The sequence below is a fragment of the Streptomyces sp. WI03-4A genome (assembly GCF_033792105.1).
Classification (GTDB): Bacteria; Actinomycetota; Actinomycetes; order Streptomycetales; family Streptomycetaceae; genus Streptomyces; species Streptomyces collinus_A.
On the sequence record NZ_JARAUO010000016.1, the window covers coordinates 1 to 20175 of the forward strand.

The 20175-nt window shown below is 74.6% G+C and carries 18 protein-coding genes and 1 pseudogene; 10 read left to right on the plus strand and 9 right to left on the minus strand.

Translation table 11 applies throughout. The features are described 5' to 3' along the window. Positions 1-717: pseudogene (locus PV343_RS18025) on the minus strand (hypothetical protein); the annotation flags it as partial. A gap of 151 nt (positions 718-868) precedes the next feature. Here PV343_RS18025 and PV343_RS18030 point away from each other — a divergent pair. Beyond that, positions 869-3403 (plus strand): helicase C-terminal domain-containing protein, encoded by a 2535-nt coding sequence (locus PV343_RS18030; RefSeq protein ID WP_319147951.1) that lies wholly within the window; start codon positions 869-871, stop codon positions 3401-3403. 46 nt (positions 3404-3449) lie between these two features. Here PV343_RS18030 and PV343_RS18035 read toward each other — a convergent pair whose 3' ends face one another. Beyond that, on the minus strand, positions 3450-3995 hold the full coding sequence (locus PV343_RS18035) for a hypothetical protein (protein WP_319147952.1): 546 nt from the start codon (positions 3993-3995) through the stop codon (positions 3450-3452). A gap of 153 nt (positions 3996-4148) precedes the next feature. Here PV343_RS18035 and PV343_RS18040 point away from each other — a divergent pair, with 153 nt between their 5' ends. Further along, complete coding sequence (locus tag PV343_RS18040) at positions 4149-5798, plus strand: DNA repair helicase XPB (protein ID WP_319147953.1); 1650 nt, start codon at positions 4149-4151, stop codon at positions 5796-5798. Here the strand turns inward: PV343_RS18040 and PV343_RS18045 are convergent. Together PV343_RS18045 and PV343_RS18050 are read right to left on the minus strand one after the other, a co-directional pair. Further along, positions 5750-6829: a glycosyltransferase 87 family protein gene (locus PV343_RS18045; RefSeq protein WP_319148078.1), complete on the minus strand. Its 1080-nt coding sequence runs from the start codon at positions 6827-6829 to the stop codon at positions 5750-5752. The genes PV343_RS18040 and PV343_RS18045 overlap by 49 nt on opposite strands. Positions 6830-6934: 105 nt before the next feature. Beyond that, on the minus strand, positions 6935-7117 hold the full coding sequence (locus tag PV343_RS18050; RefSeq protein ID WP_317444015.1) for a hypothetical protein: 183 nt from the start codon (positions 7115-7117) through the stop codon (positions 6935-6937). 268 nt (positions 7118-7385) lie between these two features. Between PV343_RS18050 and PV343_RS18055 the strand changes: the two genes are divergently transcribed. Beyond that, entirely contained in the window at positions 7386-9449 is a 2064-nt protein-coding gene (locus PV343_RS18055; protein WP_319147954.1) for a HelD family protein, read from the plus strand. A gap of 43 nt (positions 9450-9492) precedes the next feature. Here PV343_RS18055 and PV343_RS18060 read toward each other — a convergent pair whose 3' ends face one another. Continuing rightward, the gene (locus PV343_RS18060) at positions 9493-10194 is read right to left on the minus strand and encodes a copper homeostasis protein CutC (RefSeq protein ID WP_319147955.1); all 702 of its coding nucleotides are present in this window, start codon (positions 10192-10194) and stop codon (positions 9493-9495) included. A 150-nt stretch (positions 10195-10344) separates the two neighbouring features. Here PV343_RS18060 and PV343_RS18065 point away from each other — a divergent pair, with 150 nt between their 5' ends. Together PV343_RS18065 and PV343_RS18070 are read left to right on the plus strand one after the other, a co-directional pair. Then, a complete protein-coding gene (locus tag PV343_RS18065; RefSeq protein WP_319147956.1) occupies positions 10345-10989 on the plus strand; it encodes a hypothetical protein in 645 nt (214 codons plus the stop codon). Positions 10990-11015: 26 nt separating this feature from the next. Beyond that, positions 11016-12092: a GNAT family N-acetyltransferase gene (locus tag PV343_RS18070; protein WP_319147957.1), complete on the plus strand. Its 1077-nt coding sequence runs from the start codon at positions 11016-11018 to the stop codon at positions 12090-12092. On the opposite strand, the gene PV343_RS18075 is transcribed toward PV343_RS18070, so the two are convergent. Then, on the minus strand, positions 12074-12352 hold the full coding sequence (locus tag PV343_RS18075; RefSeq protein WP_319147958.1) for a DUF4031 domain-containing protein: 279 nt from the start codon (positions 12350-12352) through the stop codon (positions 12074-12076). The genes PV343_RS18070 and PV343_RS18075 overlap by 19 nt on opposite strands. Positions 12353-12359: 7 nt before the next feature. Beyond that, positions 12360-12743 (minus strand): hypothetical protein, encoded by a 384-nt coding sequence (locus tag PV343_RS18080; RefSeq protein WP_319147959.1) that lies wholly within the window; start codon positions 12741-12743, stop codon positions 12360-12362. Between the two features lie 55 nt (positions 12744-12798). Here PV343_RS18080 and PV343_RS18085 point away from each other — a divergent pair, with 55 nt between their 5' ends. The 5 genes from PV343_RS18085 (at position 12799) to PV343_RS18105 (ending at position 17064) form a co-directional block, all read left to right on the plus strand. Further along, entirely contained in the window at positions 12799-13704 is a 906-nt protein-coding gene (locus PV343_RS18085) for a MurR/RpiR family transcriptional regulator (RefSeq protein ID WP_319147960.1), read from the plus strand. A gap of 45 nt (positions 13705-13749) precedes the next feature. After that, positions 13750-14673: an N-acetylmuramic acid 6-phosphate etherase gene (gene murQ / locus PV343_RS18090; RefSeq protein WP_319147962.1), complete on the plus strand. Its 924-nt coding sequence runs from the start codon at positions 13750-13752 to the stop codon at positions 14671-14673. Between the two features lie 16 nt (positions 14674-14689). Next, the gene (locus PV343_RS18095; protein WP_319147963.1) at positions 14690-16087 is read left to right on the plus strand and encodes a PTS transporter subunit EIIC; all 1398 of its coding nucleotides are present in this window, start codon (positions 14690-14692) and stop codon (positions 16085-16087) included. A gap of 111 nt (positions 16088-16198) precedes the next feature. Beyond that, positions 16199-16423, plus strand: a complete 225-nt coding sequence (locus tag PV343_RS18100) for a hypothetical protein (protein WP_319147964.1) — start codon at positions 16199-16201, stop codon at positions 16421-16423. A gap of 68 nt (positions 16424-16491) precedes the next feature. Then, on the plus strand, positions 16492-17064 hold the full coding sequence (locus PV343_RS18105) for a hypothetical protein (protein WP_319147965.1): 573 nt from the start codon (positions 16492-16494) through the stop codon (positions 17062-17064). 25 nt (positions 17065-17089) lie between these two features. On the opposite strand, the gene PV343_RS18110 is transcribed toward PV343_RS18105, so the two are convergent. Together PV343_RS18110 and groL are read right to left on the minus strand one after the other, a co-directional pair. Continuing rightward, the gene (locus PV343_RS18110; RefSeq protein ID WP_319147966.1) at positions 17090-18214 is read right to left on the minus strand and encodes an NADH:flavin oxidoreductase; all 1125 of its coding nucleotides are present in this window, start codon (positions 18212-18214) and stop codon (positions 17090-17092) included. Positions 18215-18445: 231 nt separating this feature from the next. Further along, complete coding sequence (groL, locus tag PV343_RS18115; RefSeq protein ID WP_133921822.1) at positions 18446-20068, minus strand: chaperonin GroEL; 1623 nt, start codon at positions 20066-20068, stop codon at positions 18446-18448. Between the last annotated feature and the right edge of the window lie 107 nt (positions 20069-20175).

Below are 20175 nucleotides of genomic sequence, written 5' to 3' on the forward strand. Positions count from 1 at the left end.
GGGGGGGGGGGGGGGGGGGGGGGGGGGGGTGGGTGGGGGGGGGGGGGGGGGGGCGGGGGCGGCGGGGGCGGCGCGCCCGAACAGCCGGCGGCGGGGGGTGGCGGGCTCCGCCGCGGGCTCCTCGGCCGCCGCCTCCGCCGCCTCCTGCGGCCGGGCCCCCGCCCCCGGCTCCTTGTCCGTCTCCTTCGGGGGGCGCCTGAGCAGGTCGGGGATCTCCACCCCGCCGGTGAACCCGGGTACCTCGTCCCCGGCCGGCGACCCGAACGGGCTGCCCTGCACCCGCCACCAGTCGGGCTCGACCGCGCTGTCCCCGAGTTCGTGCGCGGCGGCCAGGTGCGGCGGGGCCGCGGCGTCCTGACGGACGGGCTGCTCCGGCTCGGCGGGGCGCGGCCGCGGCACGACCCGGCGCAGCCCCTTGGGGCGCGGTGCCGGTTCGGCGGCCTCGGGCTGCGCGGGCACAACGGCGGCCGGCGGCTGGGGCGTGCCCGCGGTGCCGCCCGCGGCCTCGACCACCTGGTCGGGGGTGCCGAGCCGGTCCAGGATGCGGCGGACCGCGGCGGGGCTGTCCACCGCCGTCCTGGCCCGGTGCCGGTCGATCTCGTTGCGCAGCTCCGACACCAGCCGCATGCGCGTGGCCGACGGCAGCTGCCGCTGCTGAGCGACGTCCCCGACGCGGCTCAGATACTCGTAGACGACCTGGTCGCTCTCGATCCCCACGAAAACCCCTCCGGGGCAGCGGTGGTGAAACCCCGTCGGACGAAGGTACCGCGTACGGGTCCCCGCGGGCCGCTCAGGTGGAGGCCGGGCCCCGCCGCCGGGCCGCCCGCAACACCCTGCGACCGGCCGCCCTGCGAGTACCGTGGGCGGGATGAGCGCCCACACGACCCCGTCGGCCCCCCGCTCCCTCGCGGAAGCGCTCCGCGCGCGGGACGACGCCTCGCTGGCCGCGCTCCTGCGCAGCCGACCCGACCTCATCACCCCCGTCCCCACCGACCTCACCCAGCTAGCCACCCGGGCCGGCACCCGAGCCTCGGTGCTGCGCGCGCTGGAGCGGCTCGACCGGTTCGCGCTGCAGACCGCGGAGGCGCTCGCCGTGGCCCCGGACCCGGCGTCGTACGGGACGCTGCTCGGACTGATGGCGGGGGACGGCGGGGAGGCGGGCGTGGCCGCCGCGCTGCCCCGGGCCGTCGCCACCCTGCGCGAACAGGCCCTGGTGTGGGGCGACGACGAGCGACTGCGCCTGGTGCGCACCGCCCGGGAACTGCTCGCGCCGACCCCGCAGCACACCTCCCCGACCGGTCTCGGCCCGACCGTGCAGGAGGCCACCTCGGGCATGTCGCCGGGGCGGATCCAGGAGATCGTCACCACCGCCGGGCTGACCACGACCCACGACTCGGTCTCCGCGGTGGCCGCGCTCACCGCCCTGTTCACCCACCGGGGAAAGATGGCCGCGTTGCTCGCCGGCGCCCCGGAGGCCGCCCTCGAGGTGCTGGCCCGGCTGGTGTGGGGGCCGCCGTACGGGCAGGTCACCCCGGAGCCGGCCGCCCATCTGCGCTGGCTGCTGGACCGCGGTCTGCTGCTGCCCACCGCGCCCGGCACGGTCGTGCTGCCCCGCGAGGTCGCCCTGCACCTGCGCGGGGGCCGCGCCCACCGCGAGCCCGAGCCGCTGCCGCCGGCCGTGGAACCGGCCGCGGCGCACGGCCCCCAGGTGGTGGACGCCACCGCCGCCGGGCAGGCCTACACCGCGCTGGCCACCGTCGAGGAGCTGCTGAAGGACTGGGACGAGGGCGGCCCGGCCGTGCTGCGGGCCGGCGGACTCAGCGTGCGCGACCTGAAGCGGACGGCCGTCGCGCTCGACGTGTCCGAGCCGGTCGCCGCCTTCTGGGTCGAGCTGGCGTACGCGGCGGGCCTGCTCGCCTCCGACGGCGAGGCCGACGAGCGGTTCGCGGCCACCCCCGGCTACGACGAGTGGCTTGAGCGGCCCGCCGCCGAGCGCTGGGCCCGGCTGGCCGAGGCCTGGCTGACGGCCACCCGGACGCCGGGGCTGGTCGGCGGGCGGGACGCGAAGGACCGCACGCTGTCCGCGCTGGGCCCGGGCCTCGACCGGTCGGCGGCGTCCGAGGTACGGCACCGGGTGCTGACCCTGCTGGCCGGCCTGCCGCACGGCGCCGCGCCCACCGCCGAGTCGGTGCTGGCCCGGCTGCGCTGGGAGCGCCCGCTGCGCGGTCCGCGCACCGACGACGACCTGCGCTCCCGGCTGGCCCGCTGGACCCTGGAGGAGGCCGAGCTGCTCGGCGTCACCGGGCGGGGCGCGCTCTCGGCCCACGGGCGGGCGCTGCTGGGCGTGCCCGCCACCCCCGGGGCGGCCGTCCCCGCGGAGTCCTCCGGTCCCGGCGACAAGCTGCCCGTCCACCATCACCACGTGCCCCCGGCCCCCGAGCCCCTGTCCGGTCCCGAACGGGCCGCCGCCGCGGCGGCGGCGGGCCGGCTGCTCGCGCCGCTGCTGCCCGAACCGCTGGACCACGTGCTGCTCCAGGCCGACCTGACGGCGGTGGCCCCCGGCCCGCTCCAGCGTCCGCTCGCCGACGTGCTCGGGATCCTCGCGGACGTCGAGTCCAAGGGCGGCGCGACCGTCTACCGGTTCACCCCGGCCTCCGTGCGGCGCGCCCTGGACGCCGGCCGCACCGCCGCCGACGTGCACGCCTTCCTCGCCGCGCACTCCCGTACGCCGGTCCCGCAGCCGCTGGCGTACCTGGTCGACGACGTCGCGCGCAGACACGGCCACCTGCGGGTGGGCGCCGCCTCGGCGTACGTGCGCTGCGACGACGACGCCCTGCTCAACGAGATCCTCGCCGACCGGCGGGCGGCCGCGCTGGGCCTGCGCCGGCTGGCCCCGACCGTCCTGGCCACCCGGTCGGACCCGGCCGCGCTCCTGGAGGGCCTGCGCGCGATGGGCTACGCGCCCGCCGCCGAGTCCGCCGAGGGCGATGTGCTCATCGCCCGGGCCCACGCCCACCGCACCCCGCCGCGCACCGCGCCCGAGCCGGTGCCGGACGGGCCGCCGGCGCCCGACGCCACCCTGCTGGGGGCCGCGATCCGCGCGATCCGGGCCGGCGACCTGGCCGCGACCGCGCCGCGCAAGCCCTCGGGCGGCCGGGCGGCCGGCGGCGAGCTGCCCCGCACCTCCTCCGCCGAGACCCTGGCCACCATGCAGGCCGCCGTCCTGACCGGCGAGTCGGTGTGGATCGGCTACGTCAACGCGGAGGGCAGCGCCAGCCAGCGCGTCATCGCCCCGATCCGGGTCGAGGGCGGCTTCGTGACGGCGTACGACCACACGGCCGACGAGGTCCGGACGTACCCGCTGCACCGGGTCACGGGGGTCGCCGAGCTGGCCGAGGACTAGGCCCTGGCGGGCGGGGACCGGCGGAGGACCGGCCGGGGCGGCCCGGTCAGCAGTCGCCGACCGGCGCGCTCGCGGGCAGGTGGAAGTGGGCGCGGGCGGCCTTCTCCAGACCGGCGGACGGCACCGTGTCGGCGGGGCCGGGCTCGGACAGCGAGCCGAAGTGGTCCGCCACCCAGGCCCCGTAGCCCTCGCCGTCCGGCGCCTCCTGCCGCGACACCACCCGGAAGCCGCCGTCCGCGGCCGCGTCCCGCTTCAGGCGCACCACCTGCGGAACCTCATCACCGCTGCACTCCACCAGGGTTCCGTCGCGCACCCCGAACTCCGTGCACCGCGTGGTCACCCCGGCCCGTACGACGCCGTCCCGCTCGTCGAGGTCCCGCGGCTCGGCCGCGCAGAACCACCGCGCCCGCAGCGCGGGCACCGTCTCCCCGTACCCGCCGCCCCGCTCGTCGGCCACCAGCCGGGCCTCGATCACGGGCCGCACCTCGCCCCACAGGTGCCGGTCGATCCGTCCCGGCCCCGCCGCCCACAACCCGGTCAGCACCAGCACCACCGAGGCTCCCCCACCGGTCAGCCACCTGCCCGTGGACATCGCCGCGCCCCCTCCTCCGGTCCCGGGCCGCGCCCCGGCGCCGCCCCCGGGAGCAAGACTCGCGGCCGGGGTCCATGGTTGCGGCGCCCCCGGCCCGATCACCCGCCGGTAGGGCACACTGGACGTTTGGCCGTGCCGAAGGGAAGTGCGTAGGTGAACGGACCGCTGATCGTCCAGTCGGACAAGACGCTGCTGCTCGAAGTGGACCACGAGCGCGCCGACGACTGCCGTCGCGCCATCGCCCCCTTCGCCGAGCTGGAGCGCGCCCCGGAGCACATCCACACCTACCGGGTCACGCCGCTGGGCCTGTGGAACGCGCGGGCCGCCGGGCACGACGCCGAGCAGGTCGTGGACGCGCTGGTGCAGTACAGCCGCTACCCCGTGCCGCACGCGCTGCTCGTGGACATCGCCGAGACCATGGACCGGTACGGGCGGCTCACCCTCAGCAAGCACCCCGCGCACGGGCTCGTCCTCACCACCACCGACCGGCCGGTGCTGGAGGAGGTGCTCAAGTCCAAGCGGATCGTCCCGCTGGTCGGCGCCCGCCTCGACCCGGACACGGTCGTGGTGCACCCCTCCGAGCGCGGGCAGATCAAGCAGGTGCTGCTGAAGCTCGGCTGGCCGGCCGAGGACCTCGCCGGGTACGTCGACGGCGAGGCCCACCCGATCGACCTGCTGGAGGAGGGCTGGGCGCTGCGCCCCTACCAGAAGCAGGCCGTGGAGAACTTCTGGCACGGCGGCAGCGGCGTGGTCGTGCTCCCCTGCGGCGCCGGCAAGACGCTGGTCGGCGCCGGGTCGATGGCCCAGGCGAAGTCCACCACCCTGATCCTCGTCACCAACACCGTCTCCGCCCGGCAGTGGAAGCACGAGCTGGTGAAGCGGACCTCGCTCACCGAGGACGAGATCGGCGAGTACAGCGGGACCCGCAAGGAGATCCGCCCGGTCACCATCGCCACCTACCAGGTGCTGACGACCCGGCGGAAGGGCGTCTACCCGCACCTGGAGCTGTTCGACTCCCGCGACTGGGGCCTCATCGTCTACGACGAGGTGCATCTGCTGCCCGCGCCGGTCTTCAAGTTCACCGCCGACCTCCAGGCGCGCCGCCGCCTCGGCCTGACCGCGACCCTGGTGCGCGAGGACGGCCGCGAGTCCGACGTGTTCTCGCTCATCGGCCCCAAGCGGTTCGACGCCCCCTGGAAGGAGATCGAGGCGCAGGGCTACATCGCGCCCGCCGACTGCGTCGAGGTCCGCGTCAACCTGACCGACTCCGAGCGGCTGGCGTACGCGACGGCCGAGACGGAGGAGAAGTACCGCTACTGCGCCACCACCGCGACCAAGCGGAAGGTCACCGAGGCGATCGTCCGCCGGTTCGCCGGGCAGCAGATCCTCGTCATCGGCCAGTACATCGACCAGCTCGACGAGCTGGGCGAGCACCTGAACGCCCCGGTGATCAAGGGCGAGACGTCCAACGCGCAGCGCGAGAAGCTCTTCGACGCGTTCCGTGAGGGCGAGATCAGCGTGCTGGTCGTCTCCAAGGTCGCCAACTTCTCCATCGACCTGCCCGAGGCCACCGTCGCCATCCAGGTGTCCGGCACCTTCGGCTCCCGCCAGGAGGAGGCCCAGCGCCTCGGCCGGGTGCTGCGCCCCAAGGCCGACGGCCACCAGGCCCACTTCTACTCGGTGGTCGCCCGCGACACGATCGACCAGGACTTCGCCGCGCACCGCCAGCGGTTCCTGGCCGAGCAGGGCTACGCCTACCGGATCGTGGACGCCGACGACCTCCTCGCGGAGGACACCGGCTGAGGAGCCGGCGGCCGGGCGGCCGGGCGGCCCCGCACCGCCGCCGCCAGCAGCGCGAGGGCCAGCAGCGGGTAGGGCGCGGCGAGCGGCTGCTGCCACCAGGGCAGCCGCAGGTCGAGGTCGCCCTCGTGCGGGAGCAGCCACATGGTGCGGGCGGTGAAGAGGACCGCCGTGAGCACCGCGAGCCGGACCCGGCCCTCGGCCAGCAGCACCGCCAGGAGCGGCACGCACCACACCCAGTGGTGGGTCCAGCTGATCGGGGAGACCAGCAGGGCCGTGCCGGCGGCCAGCAGGACGCCGTGCCGTTCGTCCCGGGCGCGTGCCGCCAACCACAGGCCCGCCGTCCCCACGGCCAGGGCGGCCAGCAGCCAGGCGGGGTCCGGTGCCGGGCCGTGCAGCGCCCGGTCGACCAGGCCGCGCAGCGACTGGTTGTCCACGATCCACGCCTTGCCCACCCGCCCGGTCTCGAACAGCCGCCGGGTCCAGAAGTCCGCGCTCGCCGCGGGCAGGACCAGCAGGCCGAGAGCCACGGTGCCGGCGAATCCGGCGGCCGCCGTGGCCGCCTCGCGGCGGTGGCCGCGCAGCAGCAGGTGGACGGCGAACACGGCCGGGGTGAGCTTGATCCCGGTGGCGAGGCCGACGGCCAGGCCCCGGGCGCGGGCGCCGGGCGGACGGGTCAGGTCCCACAGGACCAGGCCGGCGATCGCCAGGTTGACCTGGCCGAACAGCACCGTCTGGAAGACCGGTTCGAGCCAGAGCGCCAGGGCGGTGGCGGTGCGGAGCAGGGCCGGGGACGGCCGGCGGCCGGCCAGCCGGGCGGAGAGGGCGACCAGGACGGCGAGCAGGAGCGCGTTGCCCGCCAGGAAGACGGCCTTCAGGACCGGGACCGGGACCCAGGTGGCCGGGACGAAGAGGATCGCCGCGAAGGGCGGGTAGGTCGCCGGGAGCCGCCACTCGGTGACCGTGAGGCCGTACAGGTCACCGCCGTGGAGCACGGCGGCACCCTCGGCCCGGTAGACCAGCAGATCGGCCATCGGGGCCCGTTGCAGGACGCACAGGGCGGTGAAGGAGCAGAGGGAGACCGCGAGGAAGACGTAGGACACCACCGTCCGTTTCGGCACGGGGGCGACCCTATGCGGTTATTTGCGGTGTACGCCCGCCTCCTCGCCGTACTCGCCGAGGATCACCACGCCGAACGCGGCCTCGACGAAGACCTTGACGGCCCGCAGGGCGTTGCCCAGGAAGTGACGGTGGGGGCCGTCCACGGCCGTGGCGCCCGACGGGGGACGGACGGGATGCGGATGGATGGTTGCTGCGCTCATGTCTCCATGGTGGATCGCCGGACACCGATCCGGCATCGCCCCAGGGGCCGGGCCCGCGGGCCCGCACGTAGCTCTCCGGACGGACCCCCACCCCCGACCTGGGAGGACCCCGTCCCCTAGGGGGCGTAAATCCATTGGCCTCCGCCCCGCCCCTTCACCTAAAATCTCCGCTCTTGCCCGCCTCCCCCGCGGAGTGCCGCCGCCCGGACGGAAACCGGGAGGCCCGTCATGCCCCAGTCATGGAAGAGCCGACCCGGAAGGCACCGCCGTGTCCACGTCCGCCCACGAACCGCTCGACGCCCCCCTCGACGACCCGCTGGCCCGGGAGCGCACCCACCTCGCCGCGTCCCGCTCCGCGCTGCGCGCCATGCGCGAGGACGTGGAGGCGCTGGACATCAGCGACGTCACCGCGAACTGGGTCAACGCCGCGGTGCTGGCCCACCAGATCGACGAGCGCATCAAGGCCCTCGCCGACCTCAGCGACACCCCGCTCTTCTTCGGACGGCTCGACTACCTGCACGCGCCGGGCGCCCAGCAGGCCGAGGGGGCGGAGGGCGAGCGGTTCTACATCGGGCGGCGGCACGTGCACGACGCCGGCGGCGACCCGATGGTCATCGACTGGCGCGCCCCGGTCTCGCAGCCGTTCTACCGCGCGTCCAAGAAGGACCCGATGGACGTCGGGCTGCGCCGCCGCTTCGGCTACACCGGCGGCGCGCTGACCGCGTACGAGGACGAGCACCTGTCCGACCCGGCCGAGGCCGCCACCACCAGCAAGCTGCTCCAGCGGGAGATCGAGCGGCCGCGCGTCGGTCCCATGCGGGACATCGTGGCGACGATCCAGCCCGAGCAGGACGAGATCGTCCGCAGCGGTCTCGGCGGCACCGTCTGCGTCCAGGGCGGTCCGGGCACCGGGAAGACGGCCGTAGGTCTGCACCGGGTCGCCTATCTGCTGTACGCCCACCGGGAGCGGCTCGCCCGCACCGGCACCCTGGTCATCGGGCCGAACAAGTCCTTCCTGCACTACATCGAGCAGGTCCTGCCGGCGCTCGGCGAGCTGAGCGTGCGGCAGGCGACCGTGGACGACCTGGTCGGGCACGTGGAGGTGCGGGGCACGGACGACGCGGCCGCCGCGATGGTCAAGGGTGACGCCCGGATGGCCGAGGTGCTGCGCCGGGCCCTGTACGCGCACGTGACCATGCCCACCGAGCCGGTCGTCGTGGTGCGCGGCTCGCGGCGCTGGCGGGTGCCGGCCTACGAACTGGAGGAGCTGGTCCGCGAGTTGCTGGACCGGGACATCCGGTACGGCGCCGCCCGCGAGGCCCTGCCGCAGCGGATCGCGCACGCGGTGCTGGTGCAGATGGAGCGGGCCGGGGAGGCCCCGGACGACCGGGTGCAGGACACGGTGGCCCGCAACAGCGCGGTGAAGGCGGCCGTGAAGGCGGTCTGGCCGGCCGTGGACCCGGCGAAGCTGGTGCTGCGACTGCTGACCGACGCCGACTTCCTCGCCGAGCACGCCGGGGGCCTGCTGGACGAGGACGAGCAGAAGACGGTCCTGTGGACGAAGCCGGTGCGCAGCGTGAAGTCGGCGAAGTGGTCGGCGGCGGACGCGGTGCTGGTCGACGAGGCGACCGACCTGATCGAGCGCACGCACTCGCTCGGCCATGTCGTCCTGGACGAGGCGCAGGACCTGTCCCCCATGCAGTATCGGGCGGTGGGCCGCCGCTGCACCACCGGCAGCGCGACCGTCCTCGGCGACCTGGCGCAGGGCACCACGCCCTGGGCCACCCGGAGCTGGGACGAGGCGCTGACCCACCTCGGCAAGCGGGACGGGGCCGTCGAGGAGCTGACGGCCGGTTTCCGCGTGCCCACGGACGTCATCGCGTACGCCTCCCGGCTGCTGCCCCACATCGCGCCGGGCCTCGCCCCGGTCGCCTCGGTCCGGGAGAACCCGGGCTTCTTCGAGGTCCGCACGGCCGACGGAACCGCCGAAGTGGTGGCCGCCTGCGAGGAGTTGCTGGGCAACGAGGGTTCGACGGGCCTGATCGCGGCGGACGCCCGGGTGCCGGCGCTGGCCGAGGCGCTGGCCGAGGCCGGCATCGCCTGCCTGGCGCCGGGCGAGGAGACCACCAGCGAGACCCGGCTGACGCTGGTGCCCGCCTCGCTCGCCAAGGGCCTGGAGTACGACTACGTCGTGCTGGACGAGCCGCAGGCGGTGGTGGACGGCGAGCCGGACGAGCGGACGGGGCTGCGTCGGCTGTACGTGGCGCTGACCCGTGCGGTGTCCGGGCTGATCGTGACCCACTCGGCACCCCTGCCCGCACAGCTCGGCTGAGCCTCCGGGCCGGGACCGGGTCAGGGCGGGGACAGGGACGGTGCTAGACCCCGTCCAGCACCGTCCGCCACTCCCGCACCGCCGTCTCGGAGACCGGGCCGGTCCAGCCCGCGGCGCGCGCCGCCCCGCCGATGTGGAAGGCATCGATCCCGGCGGCCCTGAGCCTCGGCACGTGCTCGAGGCGCAGCCCGCCGCCGACCATGATCTGCTGCTCGTAGCCGGGTTCCCCGCCGTGGGCCGCCTCGGCGACCAGCGTGCCGAGTCCGCCGTCCACACCGTCCGCCGAGCCGGCCGTCAGATAGGTGTCGAGGCCGGGCAGGTCGGCGAGCTGCTTGCGCAGGGCGTCCCGGTCGGCGGCGCGGTCGATGGCCCGGTGGAAGGTCCAGCGGCAGCCGTCGAGGGCGGCGACCACCCGCTCCACCGCGGCCAGGTCCACGCCGCCGCCGGTCTCGAGGAAGCCGAGCACGAACTGGTCGGCGCCCGCGTCCCGCAGCCGCCCCGCCACCCGGACCAGCAGCTCCAGGTTCTCGGGGCCGCCCGCCGCGAACCCGTCCGTCAGCCGGAGCATCACGCGCAGGTCGATGTCGACGGCGGCCCGGATCCCGGCGAAGGTCCGCACGGACGGGGTGAGGCCGTCAGCCGCCATCTCGGTGACCAGTTCGAGGCGGTCCGCGCCTCCCGCCTGGGCCGCGACCGCGTCCTCGGTGTCGAGGGCGATCACCTCCAGGACCGCACGCTTGCTCATGGCACCCCATTCATCGGCGACTACAGGTCTAGTCCAATCCAAGACTACGCCTCCCGGGGCCGCCCCTCACCCGAAGGCGTCCGGTTCCCCTCCGCCGGGCCCGTCACGAGGGAATCGCCAGGCACGGCGCACGGGCGGAAGAATGAGCCCATGGCCGACCTCGACGCCCTGCGCCTCCGCTTCGCCCGCGCCCTGGAGGGAGCCCGCGCCCCCGGCGACGGCCCCGACCCCGCCCCTTACGCCGACAACCTGCTCGCCCGCTGGCAGGAGCCGCAGCGGCACTACCACACACTGGCCCACCTCACGGCGGTCCTCGACCACGTCGACGTGCTCGCGGAGTCCGCGGCCGACCCGGACGTCGTACGGCTGGCCGCCTGGTTCCACGACGCGGTCTACCTGCCCGACCGCTCCGAGAACGAGGAGCGGTCCGCCCACCTCGCCGAGCGGGCCCTGCCGGAGGCGGGCGTACCGGCGGCGAAGACCGCCGAGGTCGCCCGGCTGGTCCGGCTCACCGTCACCCACGACCCGGCCGGCGACGACCGCGACGGACAGGTCCTGTGCGACGCGGACCTCGCGGTCCTGGCCGCGCCCCCGTCCGCGTACGCCGCCTACACCGCCGCCGTCCGCGAGGAGTACCACTTCGTTCCGAACGACGCCTTCCGCGCGGGCCGCGCCACGATCCTGCGCCAACTCCTCGATCTGCCAAGCCTGTTCCGCACCTCCTACGGGCAGCGGCACTGGGAGGCCACGGCCCGCTACAACCTCGCGGCCGAGCTGGAAATGCTGTCGACCTGACCGGGTGCGGCCCTTACTGTTCGCCCATGCGACAGATAAACGGGGACGACGTGAACAGGGCCGTGGCGGGATGCCTGGCGACGCTGCGGCCGGTGGTGGACCGCGACTGGGCGAACACCACGGCCGGGCGGCTGGAGTGGGACTGCTGGCGGACCGCCGAGCACGTCGCGAGCGATCTGATCGCCTACGCGGGCCAGTTGGCGGGCCGCCCCCAGGACGCGTACGTCCCGTTCGAGATCACGCTGGACGAGGGCACCGACAACACCGGTCTGCTGCACGTCATCGAGACGACCGGCGTGCTGCTCGCCACCACCGTCCGCGCCACCCCGCCCCGCGTCCGCGCCTTCCACCCGTACCCGTTCCAGGGCGCGGACCGCGAGGGCTTCGCCGCGATGGGCGTCGCCGAGGTGCTGCTGCACACCCACGACATCGCCGAGGGCCTGGGCATCGCGTACACGCCGGAGGAGGACCTGGCCGAGTCCGTCCTCAACTGGCTCTTCCCGCACGTCCAGCCCGGCCCGGCCGCCTGGCCGACGCTGCTGTGGGCGACCGGCCGCGGCGAGCTGCCCGGCCGCGCCCCGGTCACCGAGTGGAAGTGGCGGAACAACCTCGTCATCCCCGCCGGGCGGGTCACCCTGACCGGCGTGCGCCCGGCCGTCGCCCGCGACCTGCGCATGGGCGGTGACGGCGGCTTCGACTGGGCCGGCGACGGACCGTTCGAGGGCACCCGGGAAGCCTGCGGCTTCCTGCTGAAGGCCTACGAAGGGGGCGTGCACCGCCCCGAGTTCGGCGTCTTCGTCCTGGTGCGCGAGGAGGACGGCCGTGCGGTCGGCGGCATCGGCTTCCACGGCGCCCCCGACGAGGAGGGCCGGGTGGAGATCGGCTACGACCTCGTCGAGGAGGCCCGCGGCCGCGGCTACGCCACCGAGGCGCTGCGCGCGCTGGCCGGGTGGGCCCTGGCCCGGGAGGACGTCCACTCCCTGTTCGCCACCGTCGAGCGCGCCAACACGGCCTCCCAGGCAGTGGTCACCCGGGCCGGCTTCGTCCAGGTGAGTGACGACGGCGAGGAGAGCGGGGAACTGGCCTACGAACTGCGCCGCTGAACGAGCCCCTTGGGCCGGCGCAGCCCCGACGCCCGCAGCAGCCGCACCACCTCGCGGCTGCTGACCTCCACCGCCCCGGCGGCCACCGCGTCCGCGTACCGGTGCGACGGCAGATCGTAGTGATCGCGCTCGAAGGCCCGCCGGGGCACGCCGAGACCGGCGGCGAACTCGTGCAGTTCGTCGTACGACGCGTCGCTCACGAGATGCGACCACAGGCGCCCGTGGCCGGGCCAGGCCGGCGGGTCGACGTACACCGTCACGGGCGCCTCACGAGGACCGCGCCTGACCCGTGGCCCGCGCCAGGGAGCCGACCGCCGCCACCTTCACGCCCGCCTGGTGGCACACCCAGTGCGGGTCGGGGCCCAGTTCGGGCTCCACGTCCAGCGCGTGCGGGTCGCCGGAGGGGCACACCGGGCACAGCGGCCAGCGGCCGTACCGCTCCAGCAGCGCGTCCTGCACGTCCTGGGCGACCAGCCCGGCCAGGTACTCGACGCCGTCCGGCCACTGCTCGACCCACCAGCGCCGCTGCGCCACGGAGTCCTCGACGAGGGAGACCACGTCGGCCTCGGCGACCCGGCCCGCGACCAGATCGGCGAGCACGAGCGCGCGGGCGGCGTGCAGGGCCTGCTCGAGGGGGCTCAGGGACTTCATGGTCCCATTGTGCGCACTCTTGACCGCGAACCCGAACCGAAAATATCTTTCATTGGTGACCCACGACGTGAAGGAAATTTTCGGCGGTCCGGGTGGCTCGCTCGCCGCCAAGGTGCGCACCCTCGCCCCTTCCATGACCCGCTCGATGCAGCGGGTCGCCGAGGCGGTCGCGAACGACCCGGCCGGCTGCGCCGCCCTCACGGTCACCGGCCTGGCCGAACTCACCGGGACCAGCGAGGCGACGGTGGTACGGACCGCCCGCCTGCTCGGCTACCCCGGCTACCGGGACCTGCGCCTGGCCCTCGCCGGCCTCGCCGCGCAGCAGCAGTCGGGCCGCGCCCCGGCCATCACGACCGACATCGCGGTGGACGACCCGCTGGCCGACGTCGTCGCCAAGCTCGCCTACGAGGAGCAGCAGACGCTCGCCGACACGGCCGCCGGACTCGACACCGGCCAGCTCGGCGCGGCCGTCGCCGCGCTCGCCGGCGCCCGCCGCACCGACGTGTACGGCATCGGTGCCTCGGGCCTTGTCGCCCAGGACCTCACGCAGAAGCTGCTGCGCATAGGGCTCATAGCCCACGCGCACAGCGATCCGCATCTCGCGGTGACCAACGCGGTGCAGCTGCGCACGGGCGACGTGGCGATCGCCATCACCCACTCCGGCTCGACGGGCGACGTCATAGAGCCGCTGCGGGTCGCCTTCGAGCACGGGGCGACGACGGTGGCCATCACCGGCCGCCCCGAGTCGCCGGTCACCCAGTACGCCGACCACGTCCTGACCACGTCCACCTCCCGGGAGAGCGAGCTGCGGCCCGCCGCCATGTCCTCCCGCACCAGCCAGCTGCTGGTGGTGGACTGCCTGTTCGTCGGAGTCGCGCAGCAAACCTACGAGAGCGCGGCGCCCGCGCTGGCCGCCTCCTACGAGGCGCTGGCCCACCGGCACCGCACCCAGCCCAGGTGAGTGAACGCACGAGAACCGGCACCCGAACCGAGGAAGCCACCCCCCATGACCTCCCATGACCTGCGCAGCGAGCTGGAGTCCCTCACCACCGAGGCCTTCCGGCCCGACCTCGCCGAGATCGATCGGCTGTCCACCCTCGACATCGCGCGTCTGATGAACGGTGAGGACGCGGGCGTGCCCGCCGCCGTCGCCGCCCGGCTGCCGCAGATCGCCGCCGCCATCGACGCCGTGGCCGCGCGCATGTCCCGCGGCGGCCGCCTGGTCTACGCCGGCGCCGGCACCGCCGGACGGCTCGGTGTGCTCGACGCCTCCGAGTGCCCGCCCACCTTCAACACCGACCCGGCCCAGGTCGTCGGCCTGATCGCGGGCGGCCCGCAGGCCATGGTCACCTCGGTCGAGGGCGCCGAGGACTCGCGCGAGCTGGCCCGCCGGGACCTGACGGCGCTGGGGCTCGGCCCCGACGACACCGTCGTGGGGATCTCCGCCTCCGGCCGCACCCCCTACGCCATCGGCGCGGTCGAGCACGCCCGCGCGCTCGGCGCCCTGACCGTCGGTCTCGCCTGCAACGAGCACAGCGCCCTGGCGGCCGCCGCCGAGCACGGCATCGAGGTCGTGGTCGGCCCCGAGCTGATCACCGGCTCGACCCGGCTGAAGGCGGGCACCGCGCAGAAGCTGGTGCTCAACATGCTCTCGACGATCACCATGGTCCGTCTGGGCAAGACCTACGGGAACCTGATGGTCGACGTGCGCGCCTCCAACGACAAGCTGCGGGCCCGCTCCCGCCGGATCGTCGCGCTGGCCACCGGAGCCCCGGACGAGGAGATCGAGAAGGCGCTCACCGAGTCGGGCGGCGAGGTGAAGAACGCGATCCTGGCCCTCCTCACCGGGGTCGACGGCCCGACGGCCACCCGCCTTCTGGAGGACTCCGGCGGCCATCTGCGCGCCGCGCTGGCCGCGGCGGCCACCTGACCCGCACGCTCGGGGCGTGCGCAACGACCCCGCCTCCACCGCAGCCGCCGTCCTCGCCCGGGCCGGCGGCCCCGGGAACGTCACCTCCGTCGCCCACTGCATGACCCGGCTCCGGCTGGGCGTCGCCGACCCGGCGGCGGTCGACGCGGAGGGACTGCGAGCGCTGCCCGGGGTGCTCGGGGTGGTGGCGGACGGCGCCGGCGTGCAGATCGTGCTGGGGCCGGGGGTGGTCGAGGAGGTCACGGCACGCACCGAGGCCCTGGTGCGGGAGGCCGGTCCCGCGCCCGCGCGGCCGGCCGGCCCGGAGGGCGGGGTGGAGGCGGCAGCCCCCCGGCGCGAGGCGACGCCGGTCAAGGCCCTGCTGCGCCGTGTCGCGAACGTCTTCGTCCCGCTCATCCCCGCCCTGATCGGCTGCGGCGTCCTCGCGGGCCTGAACGGCCTGCTGCTCAACGCCGGCCTGCTGCCCGCCCTCACCCCGGCGCTGACCGCCGTCGCCTCCGGCTTCATGGCGCTGATCGCCGTGTTCGTCGGGCACAACACGGCGAAGGAGTTCGGCGGTACGCCGGTGCTCGGCGGCGCGGTGGCGGCCGTGGTCGTGTACCCGGGCGTGGCCAAGGTGACGGCGTTCGGGGTGCACCTGGTGCCCGGCCAGGGCGGGGTGCTCGGCGCGCTCGCGGCGGCACTGCTGGCCACACGGGTGGAGAAGTGGTGCCGGGGCCGGGTGCCCGGAGCGCTGGACGTCCTCCTCACCCCCACGGTGACCGTCCTGGTCTCCGGCCTGGTCACGCTGTACGGCCTGATGTACGCGGCCGGGGTGGTCGCCGCCGCCATCGGCACGGCCGCGGACCGGTTGCTGGCCACGACCGGGCCCGCCGCCGGGCTGGTCCTCGGCGGCCTGTTCCTGCCCCTGGTCATGCTGGGCCTGCACCAGGCCCTCATCCCCATCCACACCACGCTCATCGCCCAGCAGGGCTACACGGTCCTGCTGCCCCTGCTCGCCATGGCGGGCGCGGGCCAGGTGGGCGCGGCGCTCGCGGTGTACGTCCGGCTGCGCCACGACGTCTCGCTGCGCACGACGATCCGCTCGGCGCTCCCGGCCGGGCTGCTGGGCGTGGGCGAGCCGCTGATCTACGGCGTGTCGCTGCCGCTGGGCCGCCCGTTCGTGACGGCCTGCGCGGGCGGCGCGGCCGGCGGGGCCTTCGTCGGCTTCTTCGCGATGCTCGGCGACAAGGTGGGGGCGACGGCCATCGGGCCGTCGGGCTGGGCGCTGTTCCCGCTGCTGGCGGGCAACCGCGGACCCGGGACCGCGGCGGCCGTCTACGGCGGCGGCCTGCTCACCGGGTACGCGGTCGGCTTCGCGGCGACGTACCTCTTCGGCTTCACGGGCCGCTCCCGAGCAGCCACGTCGACGTGACACACCACCAACCCGGCCAGCCCGAACACGACGCACCCGCCGACTCCACCGACCGCCCCCACCCGGCCACATCCGCGTGACGCACCGGCGGGCCCGGTCGTTTCCCCGGGCATGATGAAGACGCTCCTGACCGCCGCCGCCCTCACGGTGTGCGCCGCCGCCCTGGCCGCGCCCGCCCACGCCGACGGCGGGGCCGACGGCCACTGGACCGCCACCGGCACCGCCCGCTGTGCCGGGGACCTGGCCCTGCCCGCGCTGGCGAGCGTGGCACCGCTGCCCGCGTCGGACGCGGCCCCCGCGTGCGGCGCCGACAGCCTCCTGCACCACGGCCGCTGACCGGCGCGCGTCTCCGCGTCCGCGACCGCGCGGCGCGCCCCGCCTCCCCGGCGCGCTACCGTCGAACGATGAACCACGCCCAGCTCACCGCCCTGGGCCGTGCCCTCCGCCTGGTCGGGGAGCACGGGGAGGCGCTCTCGGCCGACACACCGGACGCGCGGCTGCACGAGATCAAGGCCGATCTCAGACGCGCCCTCGACCTGCTCGACGAGAGCGTCGCGGCCGGCGCGCCCACGACCCGCTGTCCCGAGCACCCGCAGGGGCCCGTCGACGAGAGTGCGCCCGACCGGTGCCTGCTCTGCGAGACCAGGCGCCGGGCCGCGCGGCGGTCGGAGTTCCAGGGCGGCAGGCCGCGGGCCACCGAGGCGCCCGCCTCCGGCCAGTCCCGGTACGGCGTCCGCGCCGACCGGCCCCAGCCCCAGCAGCGGTGGCTGCCGGAGGCGTGGAACGGTCGCGAGTGGCAGCTGTGCGGGACGCCCCGGCGGGACCGGCACGAGGCGGAGGCCTATCTGGCCGCCCAGCGGCGCGGGTCCCGGCCGGCCATGGCGTACCGGCTCGTGCACGAGTTCACCGACTACGAGGTGCTGCGGATCTGGGGCACCCCGGTCCAGGTCGACATCGAGCCGATGGGCAACCTCTAGGCGCCTCGCTGCCGGCGGTCCCGGCTCAGCTCAGGGTCTTCAGCGCGGCGGCGTCGTAGGGCGCGAGCTCCTCGAACCGGTCGGCGAGCACCTTGGCCGCCCAGTCCGGGTCCTGGAGCAGGGCGCGGCCGACGGCGACCATGTCGAACTCGTCGGACTCCATGCGGTCCAGCAGGTTCTCGATGCCCTTGACCGGGGAGCCCTGGCCCTGGAAAGCGCCGGTGAAGTCGCCGTCGAGGCCGACCGAGCCGACGGTGATGACGGGCTTGCCGGTCAGCTTCTTCGTCCAGCCCGCGAGGTTCAGGTCGGAGCCGTCGAACTCGGGCAGCCAGTAGCGGCGGGTGGAGGCGTGGAAGACGTCGACGCCGGCGGCGGCCAGCGGGGTGAGGACGGCCTCCAGCTCCTCGGGGGTCTCGGCGAGCCGGGCGGTGTAGTCCTGCTGCTTCCACTGGGAGTAGCGGAAGATCACGGGGAACTCGGGGGACACGGCCGCGCGGACCGCCGCGACGATCTCCGCGGAGAACTTCGCCCGGGCGACGGGGTCACCGCCGTAGGCGTCGGTACGGCGGTTGGTGCCCTCCCAGAGGAACTGGTCGAGGAGGTAGCCGTGGGCGCCGTGGATCTCCACGCCGTCGAACCCGATGCGCTCGGCGTCCGCGGCGGCCCGGGCGAACGCGCCGATGACGTCGTCGAGGTCCTGCTGGGTCATCGCCTTGCCGGTGGCCTCGGCGCCCGCGGTGACGAGACCGGAGGGGCCCATCGCGGGGGCGTCGGGGAAGGGGTTCTGGCCCTGCTCGCGGACCATGCCGATGTGCCACAGCTGCGGGACGATCGTGCCGCCGGCCGCGTGCACGTCCTCGGCGACCTTCGCCCAGCCCGCGAGCTGCTCCTCCCCGTGGAACCGCGGGACGCGACCGCTGTTCCCGGCCGACTCGTGGCCCACGTAGGTGCCCTCGGTGACGATCAGACCGACACCGGCGGCGGCGCGGCGCGCGTAGTACGACCGCACGTCCTCACCGGGAACACCGCCCGGCGAGAACATCCGGGTCATCGGCGCCATCACGATCCGGTTGGGCACCGTGAGCCCGTTCAGCGCGATCGGACGGGAGAGGATCTGGGCGGCGCGGGACGCGGGGGACGTGACGGTCACGTGGGGGCTCCTGACGAATGACGGGTGACGGGTGGCCGCGTGAGCTGACCGGCTGGTATGTGCGCACGCATTGTTACACCACCTGAAGCAACCATCGCCGCAGCGGTGCGCATTCCGGAAGGACCGGGGTCACTGTGTGTTCCGGAACACACTCCGGACACGCCCGAGGGCGGCACCCCCTGCCGGAACAGGGGGTGCCGCCCTCGGAAAGGACAGGCTGATCCGGGTGGATCAGAAGTCCATGTCACCGCCCGGCATGCCGCCCGGAGCGGCCGCGGCGGCCTTCTCCGGCTTGTCGGCGATGACGGCCTCGGTGGTGAGGAACAGCGCGGCGATGGAGGCGGCGTTCTGCAGCGCGGAACGGGTCACCTTCGCCGGGTCGATGATGCCCTCGGCGATCATGTCGACGTACTCGCCGGTGGCGGCGTTCAGACCGTGGCCGACGGCCAGGTTGCGCACCTTCTCCACGACGACGCCACCCTCGAGACCACCGTTGACGGCGATCTGCTTCAGCGGGGCCTCGAGCGCGAGCTTCACGGCGTTGGCGCCGGTCGCCTCGTCACCCTCCAGGTCCAGCTTCTCGAAGACCGAGGAGGCCTGCAGCAGGGCCACGCCACCACCGGCGACGATGCCCTCCTCGACGGCGGCCTTCGCGTTGCGGACGGCGTCCTCGATGCGGTGCTTGCGCTCCTTGAGCTCCACCTCGGTGGCGGCACCGGCCTTGATGACCGCGACACCGCCGGCGAGCTTCGCCAGGCGCTCCTGCAGCTTCTCGCGGTCGTAGTCCGAGTCGCTGTTCTCGATCTCGGCGCGGATCTGGTTCACCCGGCCGTTGACCTGGTCCGAGGAACCGGCACCGTCGACGATGGTGGTCTCGTCCTTGGTGATGACGACCTTGCGGGCGCGGCCCAGGAGGTCCAGGGTCGCGTTCTCCAGCTTGAGGCCGACCTCCTCGGAGATGACCTCGCCGCCCGTCAGGATGGCGATGTCGCCGAGCATGGCCTTGCGGCGGTCGCCGAAGCCCGGGGCCTTGACGGCGACGGACTTGAAGGTGCCGCGGATCTTGTTCACGACCAGGGTCGACAGGGCCTCGCCCTCGACGTCCTCGGCGATGATCAGCAGCGGCTTGCCCGACTGCATGACCTTCTCCAGCAGCGGGAGCAGGTCCTTGACGGAGCCGATCTTGGAGTTCGCGATGAGGATGTACGGGTCCTCGAGCGACGCCTCCATGCGCTCCATGTCGGTGGCGAAGTAGGCGGAGATGTAGCCCTTGTCGAAGCGCATGCCCTCGGTGAGCTCGAGCTCGAGACCGAAGGTGTTGCTCTCCTCGACGGTGATGACGCCTTCCTTGCCGACCTTGTCCATGGCCTCGGCGATCAGCTCGCCGATCTGGGTGTCGGCGGCGGAGATGGACGCGGTGGAGGCGATCTGCTCCTTCGTCTCCACGTCCTTCGCCTGCTCCAGCAGGGCGGCGGAGACGGCCTCGACGGCCTTCTCGATACCGCGCTTCAGGGCCATCGGGTTGGCACCGGCGGCGACGTTGCGCAGACCTTCCTTGACCAGGGCCTGGGCGAGCACGGTCGCGGTGGTCGTACCGTCACCGGCGACGTCGTCCGTCTTCTTGGCGACTTCCTTGACCAGCTCGGCGCCGATCTTCTCGTACGGGTCCTCGAGCTCGATCTCCTTGGCGATGGAGACACCGTCGTTGGTGATCGTGGGGGCGCCCCACTTCTTCTCGAGGACGACGTTGCGGCCCTTGGGGCCGAGCGTCACCTTGACGGCGTCCGCGAGCTGGTTCATGCCGCGCTCGAGGCCGCGCCGCGCCTCCTCGTCGAACGCGATGATCTTGGCCATGTGAAGTGGTCCCTCCAGGACTGGGGGTGATTCCTTCGGACCGCGCCCGCGCCCGCGACGGACGGCTCGCCGGCCCCGTGGTTCCTTGCACCACTTGGCCCGCGGGC